At 71.8% G+C, this 7,129-nt stretch carries 6 protein-coding genes; 5 read left to right on the top strand and 1 reads right to left on the bottom strand.

Annotated features, from left to right (window positions below; all coding sequences use genetic code 11):
* The first annotated feature begins 371 nt into the window (after positions 1-371).
* From ABD901_RS15650 to ABD901_RS15640, 3 genes are all read left to right on the top strand, one after another.
* Positions 372-1,847, top strand: a complete 1,476-nt coding sequence (locus tag ABD901_RS15650; RefSeq protein ID WP_345126900.1) for a glycoside hydrolase family 3 protein — start codon at positions 372-374, stop codon at positions 1,845-1,847.
* 165 nt (positions 1,848-2,012) lie between these two features.
* Positions 2,013-2,747, top strand: a complete 735-nt coding sequence (locus tag ABD901_RS15645) for an LppX_LprAFG lipoprotein (RefSeq protein WP_345126897.1) — start codon at positions 2,013-2,015, stop codon at positions 2,745-2,747.
* Positions 2,748-3,060: 313 nt separating this feature from the next.
* On the top strand, positions 3,061-4,584 hold the full coding sequence (locus tag ABD901_RS15640; RefSeq protein ID WP_345126890.1) for an MFS transporter: 1,524 nt from the start codon (positions 3,061-3,063) through the stop codon (positions 4,582-4,584).
* A gap of 359 nt (positions 4,585-4,943) precedes the next feature.
* Here the strand turns inward: ABD901_RS15640 and ABD901_RS15635 are convergent, their stop codons facing one another.
* Positions 4,944-5,144 carry a PspC domain-containing protein gene (locus ABD901_RS15635; protein ID WP_345126884.1) on the bottom strand — a complete coding sequence of 67 codons (201 nt, stop codon included), beginning with the start codon at positions 5,142-5,144 and terminating at the stop codon, positions 4,944-4,946.
* A 214-nt stretch (positions 5,145-5,358) separates the two neighbouring features.
* Between ABD901_RS15635 and ABD901_RS15630 the strand changes: the two genes are divergently transcribed.
* Both ABD901_RS15630 and ABD901_RS15625 read left to right on the top strand, forming a co-directional pair.
* Positions 5,359-5,874, top strand: a complete 516-nt coding sequence (locus tag ABD901_RS15630; RefSeq protein WP_345126880.1) for a hypothetical protein — start codon at positions 5,359-5,361, stop codon at positions 5,872-5,874.
* A gap of 46 nt (positions 5,875-5,920) precedes the next feature.
* Entirely contained in the window at positions 5,921-7,108 is a 1,188-nt protein-coding gene (locus ABD901_RS15625) for an esterase-like activity of phytase family protein (RefSeq protein WP_345126877.1), read from the top strand.
* Positions 7,109-7,129 lie beyond the last annotated feature (21 nt).

The following is a 7,129-nucleotide window of genomic DNA, read 5'->3' as shown; positions in this document are numbered from 1 at the left end:
CTGCGCGCCTGCGCCTCGCGCCCTGCGCGCCTGCGCCTCGCGCCCTGCGCGCCTGCGCCTCGCGCCCTGCGCGCCCGCGCCTCGCGCCCTGCGCGCCCGCGCCTCGCGCCCTGCGCGCCCGCGCCCCGTCCCGCGCGTCCCACGCCTCGCGCGCCTCGCGCCCTTGCGCCCGCGCGTCTCCGCGCCGGCCCCCGTCCGCCCTGCGGATTCCGTGTTGCGGGGCGGCCTTTCCCCGCCCGCACTCGTGCGCGCGGTCCCACGAGCGGGCCGCGTCCGGAAGGGGTACGAACCTGTTAACTACTGGAAAGTTTCTTGACTATTACTGAGATGTGATGTGACCATCATCGCCAGGCTCGAAGGGTGGTACACGCATGGATGCACGCACGGGGGTCGACCTGGTGGGCATGGCAGATGCCGTGCTCCAGCCGGGATTCATCGGCAAGGAGCCGCCCCCCTGGTTACGTCGCCGCCTCGCCGAAGGGCTTGGCGGCGTCGCTCTGTTCGCGCGCAACGTGGTCGACCGCGACCAGGTCGCCGAGCTGACGGCGGCGCTGCGGGCGGAGAAGCCCGACGTCATCGTCGCCATCGACGAGGAGGCCGGTGACGTCACGCGGATCGACGCGCACACCGGCAGCCCGTGGCCGGGCAACCTGGCCCTCGGTGCGATCGACGACCCGGCGCTGACCCGCGAGATCGCCGGGCACATCGGGCGCGACCTCGCCGCGGTCGGCATCACCTTCGACTATGCGCCCGACGCCGACGTCAACAACGACCCGAACAACCCGGTGATCGGCTCCCGCGCGTTCGGCGCCGAGCCCGAACGGGTCGCCCGGCACACCGCCGCGTGGATCACCGGGCTGCAGCAGTCCGGCGTCGCGGCGTGCGCCAAGCACTTTCCGGGGCATGGGAACACGAGCGTCGACTCTCATCTTGATGTACCACTGATCAAGGCCGGACGCGTCGAGCTCGAAGCCGTCGAGTTGCTGCCGTTCCGGGCGGCCATCGCGGCCGGCGTGCAGGCGGTGATGAGCGCCCACCTCCGCGTGCCGGCCTTCGACACCGAGCTGCCCGCGACGCTGAGCCGGAAGATCATGACCGAACTGCTGCGCGACGAGCTCGGCTTCGACGGCCTGATCGTCACCGACGGCATCGAGATGCGCGCGATCTCCGACCGGTACGGCCTGGCCCAGGCCACCGTGATGGCCATCGTCGCGGGCGCGGACGCGATCTGCGTCGGCGGCGAGCACGCCGACGAGGAGACGGCCGTCATGCTGCGCGACGCGATCGTCGCCGCGGTGCGCTCGGGCGAGCTGCCCGAGGAGCGCCTCGCCGACGCGGCCGCGCGCGTGGCCCGGCTCGCGACCTGGTCGGTCGCGGCGCCGAAGTCGGCGCCGGACCCGCGCGCAGGCGAGATCGGACTGTCGGCGGCCCGCCGGGCGCTGCGCATCACCGCGCCCGACGCGACGTTCCCGTTGGCGGACCCGGCGTACGTGATCGAGTTCCAGCCTCAGCTCAACCTGGCGATCGCGCCCGAGACGCCGTGGGGCCTCCTCGCGCCGCTCGCCGAGGTGGCCCCGGCGACGTCGGGCGTGCGCCTGACGTCGGAGGCCGGCCTGCCCGACGCGCTGCAGGCGTCGCTCGGCCGCCCCCTCGTCCTGGTGGTGCGCGACCCACACCGTTACCCGTGGATGGCGGATTCTTTGAGAGCCTCCTTGGCGGTACGTCCAGAGGCCATCGTCGTCGAAATGGGCGTCCCCGCCGATCCCAGGGGCGAGGTGCACATCGCGACGTTCGGCGCGACGGCGGCGGCGGGCCGCGCCGTGGCGGAGCTGCTGGCCGGCCGCTGAACTTCGGGTTTGCGCGTTGAGCGCACTCATCTTCGATCCGCGCGCGGGCGGTGCTGTGCCGCGCGCGGATCGCCCGTTCTCACGATCGGTGACATCCCCGCTACCCTGAGACGACGCTCAGCTTCGATTCCCGCGTCGTTACCCAGCCCGGTCTAGCATGCCGGTATGCCCCGGACCCAGTCCCGCCCCGCTCTGCTCGTCGCCGGCATCGCCGCCCTGACGGCGGTGCTCGTCGCCCTTACCGGCTGCTCCGGCAAGTCCGACAAGAAGGGCGGCGCGCCGACGCCCGACGCCAACCTCCCGGCCGCCGAGGGGCTGCTCAAGGACTCCTCGACGGCGATGGCGGCCATCAAGTCCGCCAAGTTCCAGATCACCGCCGACGGCACGATCGCCGGCGTCGCCCTCAAGCGCGCCGACGGCGTGCTGACCAAGGAGGGCAACGCCCAGGGCACCGCGCAGGTCGAGCAGATGGGCACGACCGCCGACCTCTCGTTCACGATCGTCGGCCAGACCATGTGGCTCAAGGGCCCCACCGGCGACTACCAGCAGATCCCGCTGGCGCTGGCCGCCTCGGTGTATGACCCGTCGGCGATCCTCGACCCCGAGCGCGGCATCGCGAAGGTCCTGTCCACCGCCAACGAGGGCAAGACCGAGGCCTCCGAGACCGTGGACGGCCAGGCCACCTACCGCGTGAGCGCCAAGTTCCCGGCCGAGAACCTCTCCAAGGTCGTCCCCGGCGTGACCGGCGCCGTCCCCGGCCGCGTGTGGATCGCCAAGGACAACAAGCACCTGCTGAAGGCCGCCTTCGACCTGCCGGCCGTCGGCGACGCCAAGGGCGGCACGGTCACCGTGACCTTCACCGAGTTCGACGCCGCCGTCTCGATCGCACCGCCGAAGTAGAGCCGAGCCGATGCCGCACACCGACCCGCCGACCGAGGCCGCCGAGGCCGACGCGGCTCCCGGAAACCGTGCGGTCCCCACGGACGGTGCGGACCGCACGGGCTCTGCGGACCAGACCGCCCCCACGGACCGTGCGGCCTCTACGGACCGTGTCGACTCGTCGGACCGTGCGGCCTTCACGGACCGGTTGGACCCTACGGACCGGCTGGACCCCACCACGGATCGTGTGGACCGCGCGACTTCCGGGAATCGCGCTGACCCTGCGCCGACGTCCTCGGCGCCGTCCGGCCCGACCGCAGCCGCGCCTGCCTCGTTGGCACACGACGGCGGCGGGGCGGCGGCTGGCAGCGGGGCGCGGCGGCGGCTCGCCATCGGGGTCGGCGGGGCGACGGTGCTGTTGGCGGCGCTGGATGCGTACGTGGTCGTGGGCGTCCTGACCGACATCCTCGACGCGCTGCACATCGCGACCAACCGGCTCGAGCGGGTCACGCCGGTCGTGACGGGGTTCCTGCTCGGGTACATCGCGGGCATGCCCCTGCTCGGGTCGCTCTCCGACCGGCTCGGGCGCCGGGCGGTGCTCATCGGGTGCCTGGTCGGCTTCGCCGGCGGGTCGGCGCTCACGGCGGCCTCCGGCGACTCCGTCTGGCTGCTCTCGACCGGGCGTGCCGTGCAGGGCCTCGCCGGCGGAGCGCTGCTGCCCGTGACGCTCGCGCTCGCCAGCGACCTGTGGGCGGAGCGACGGCGCGCGACCGTGCTCGGCGCGGTCGGGGCGGCGCAGGAGCTGGGCAGCGTGCTCGGCCCGCTCTACGGCGTGGGCATCGCCGCGCTGCTCGGCTCGTGGCGGGGCATCTTCTGGCTCAACCTGCCGCTCGTCGCCATCGCGATCGTGCTGGTGTGGGTGGCTCTGCCGGGACGGACTCCGGGGGCGCCGCGGCAGAAAACCGACGTCGTGGGCGGGCTGCTGCTGGCGGCCACGCTCGGGGCGGCCGTGGTCGCGCTCTACAACCCCGACCCGGAGCGGGCCGTGCTGCCGCCGTGGGGCGGGTGGACGCTGGCCGGCGCGGGCGTCGGGGCCCTGCTCTTCGTCGGCTGGGAGATGCGGGCGCGCACCCGGCTCGTGGACCTGCGCGGTGCGCTGCGGCGCCCGTTCTTCGCGGCGCTGGGCGCGAGCTTCTGCGCCGGCGCCGCGCTCATGGTGACGCTGGTCGACGTGGAGCTCGTCGCGCAGACCCTGCTGGGCCGCCAGGGCGTGCAGGCCACGCTCGTCCTGACCCGCTTCCTGATCGCGCTGCCGGTCGGCGCGGTGCTGGGCGGCTGGCTCGTGTCCCGCCTCGGCGAGCGCCTGGTCGCGACGGCGGGCCTGGTGGCGGCCGCGGGCGGCTACGCGCTGATCGCCGCCTGGCCGGCCGACGTTCTCGAGCGGCATTACCTCGGGTTCCTGCCCCGGCTCGACACCGACCTGGTCATCGCCGGGTTCGGCCTGGGCCTGGTGATCGGCCCACTGTCTGCGGCGATCCTGCGCGCCACCCCGTCGGCGCAGCACGGCGTCGCGTCGTCGGCGGTCGTTGTGGCCCGCATGATGGGCATGCTGATCGGCGTGGCCGCGCTGACCGCGTGGGGCCTGCACCGCTTCCACGAGCTGACCGCGAAGCTGAACTTCCCGCTGGTCTTCGGCAAGCCGGCGGACGAGCAGAAACGCCTGATGGACGCCTACAAGGCGGCTTTGCAGGCGGCGCTGCGCACCGAGTACCGCGAGATCTTCATAGCCACCGCGGCCATCTGCCTGCTGGGCGCCGCCTGTGCCCTGCTCCTGCAGAACCGCCCCCGCCCGGACTAGGAACGCTTCGGACTGGAGGAGGCTCGGACCGCACCAGACCGACGCGCACCGGCAGCCGCGCCAGGTGCGCCTTGCGGAGCGCGTCCCGGGCCGATCTGGCGCGCCGAGTCGCATCCGCCCGCGCCAGACGGACGGAGGCCGTGGGGCACCCGGCCCGCTTCCGAACCGGGACTCACCGTCGCCACGCCGACACGTTTCGTGCACGCGGATCCAGGCCGCGAGAGCACGTGGATCCAGGCCGCGAGAGCATGCGCATACAGGCCGCGCGAGAGCATGCGCATACAGGCCGTGAGAGGTGGCCCGGGCCGCACCCCGGGCCACCCGTCCCGCGGCTGAGCCCCGCTGTGGAGGGGGCGGGCTCAGTTGTAACTGCGGGCCTTGGACTCGTCCGGCATCAGGATCCACAGCACGATGTAGATCACGAACTGAGGTCCTGGTAGCAGGCACGAGAGGACGAAGATCAGGCGCATCACGTTGGGGGAGATGCCGAAGCGGCGGGCTAGGCCCGAGCAGACGCCGGCGATCCAGCGGTTGTCGCGCGGCCTGACGAGACTGGACATCTCATGGCTCCTCGTTGTCGATGTGTACCTCAACCGTAGAAATGCCCTGCACGGCTGCCCTCCAACCTTTGGTGGAAATCGAGGGGCGCGACCACTAGGGAGAACTCCGCACGGGTAGCCGACCGGTTGCCGAACGTTGCGTGGCGGTCGGCCGAGTCTGACACCACACACAAGTACGTAGAGAGACGGGTGCATGCCCGTGTAGAAAACACGAGTGACCACCCCTCGCGGACTGCTGCTGCTGGCGGCCGCCCTCCTGGCGCTAGCCGGCTGCGGCGACGACAAGGCGGCCGCGCCGCCCGACGTGAAGCACAACGGCGCCGCGTACGACGGCATGAACGTGTGCACCCTCGCCGACGACGAGCAGATCAAGGCCGCCCTCGGCGAGGGGCCCGGCCCCAAGGAACGCAAGGACACCGACGCGCTGCGCGCGTGTGCGATCGACGCGTCCTCGGGCGACTTCTACCTGTTCCTGACCGTGGTGAAGCCGTCGATGGCCGCGGCCGACCAGGTGGGCTACGACAAGGCCGCCGTGGAGGGCGCGAAGGACGTCGACGCGAAGACGTTCTCGTTCTTCGATGAGGGCCAGGCGTACGTCGAAACCTCCGACGGCGACCTGGTGCTCCGCGCGTCGCTGATCTACTACGTCGACGGTGGGAAGATCACCGATGGGACCGGTGTGGTCGGACGCCTACACACGCTGCTCGGGCAGATGACACAAAAAGTCTAGGCGTGCAGAATCCGGGGTTCATGGCCCCTGCCTAGGGTCCCGGGCCATGAAGAATCTTCGACGTGTCGGCCTCGGTGTGGGCGTCAGCGTGCTCACGCTCGCGTTCGCGGCGCCGAGCGCCTCGGCGCACGGGTCCTTCGGGCAGGCCACCCTCACCGGCTGGGCCATGCTCCCGGCGGCGACGTTCGTCTCGGCGAGCGACCCGTCCGGCGGCCTGTTGGGCGGCACCCCGTCCAACGGCATCACGCCGCCGTTCGACGACCAGCCCGTCCAGGGCTTCAGCGGCATCGTCAAGAACGGCGACGGCACGTTCGACGTCATCTCCGACAACGGCTACGGCAACAAGGCCAACAGCGGCGACTTCGTGCTGCGCATCCACCGGGTCTTCCCCGACTACGCCAAGAAGACCGTCGACGTCGTCGGCGGCATCAACCTCACGGACCCGAACGGCTACGTGTCGTGGGCCCTCACCCGCAAGGACCGCGTCCTGACCGGCGCGGACTTCGACATCGAGTCGATCCAGCGGCTCAGCGACGGCACGTACTGGATCGGCGACGAGTTCGGCCCGTACCTGCTGCACTTCGACCGGGCCGGCCGCCTGATGCAGGCGCCGATCTCGCTGCCCGGCGTGCGCGCGCCCGAGAACCCGGAGGGCAACCCGAACCTCAACAGCAGCAAGGGCTTCGAGGGCATGGCGCAGTCGCCCGACGGGCGCACGCTCTACCCGCTGCTGGAGGGCACGGTGGCCGGCGACCCGGCCGGCGCGCTGCGGTTCAACGAGTTCGACCTGGTGCACCAGCGGTACACCGGCACGATCTACACCTACCAGCTCGAGGACCCGAGCAACTCGATCGGCGACGCCATCGCCGTCGACGACGACCGCTTCCTCATCATCGAGCGCGACCAGGGCCAGGGCGCGACGGCCAAGCTCAAGCGGATCTACCTGGCCGACAAGCGCGACCGCAACCGCGACGGCAAGATGGACAAGACCCTCGTCGCGGACCTCATGAACCTCGCCGACCCGCGCCACCTGGGCGGCACCTCGAACGTCTTCACGTTCCCGTTCCAGACCATCGAGGACGTCGTGATCCTCGACGACCGCACGCTCGGCGTGGTGAACGACAACAACTTCCCGTTCTCCAGCGGCCGCACCGCGGGCCAGCCGGACAACGACGAGTTCATCACCATCCGCCTGACCGACAACCTGCACGCCGACAAGCGTTTCCTGCACTGACACAGGGCCGGCGGCGGTGTG

The organism is Dactylosporangium darangshiense, assembly GCF_039537565.1.
GTDB classification, from domain to species: Bacteria; Actinomycetota; Actinomycetes; order Mycobacteriales; family Micromonosporaceae; genus Dactylosporangium; species Dactylosporangium darangshiense.
Note: the sequence above shows the minus strand (reverse complement) of the source record. Positions and strands in the feature narration are given on the sequence as shown.

Coding starts and splice junctions, on each gene's coding strand:
- ABD901_RS15650 (WP_345126900.1), top strand. CDS start 372: ATGGATGCACGCACGGGGGTCGACCTGGTGGGCATGGCAGATGCCGTG.
- ABD901_RS15645 (WP_345126897.1), top strand. CDS start 2,013: ATGCCCCGGACCCAGTCCCGCCCCGCTCTGCTCGTCGCCGGCATCGCC.
- ABD901_RS15635 (WP_345126884.1), bottom strand. CDS start 5,144: ATGTCCAGTCTCGTCAGGCCGCGCGACAACCGCTGGATCGCCGGCGTC.
- ABD901_RS15625 (WP_345126877.1), top strand. CDS start 5,921: ATGAAGAATCTTCGACGTGTCGGCCTCGGTGTGGGCGTCAGCGTGCTC.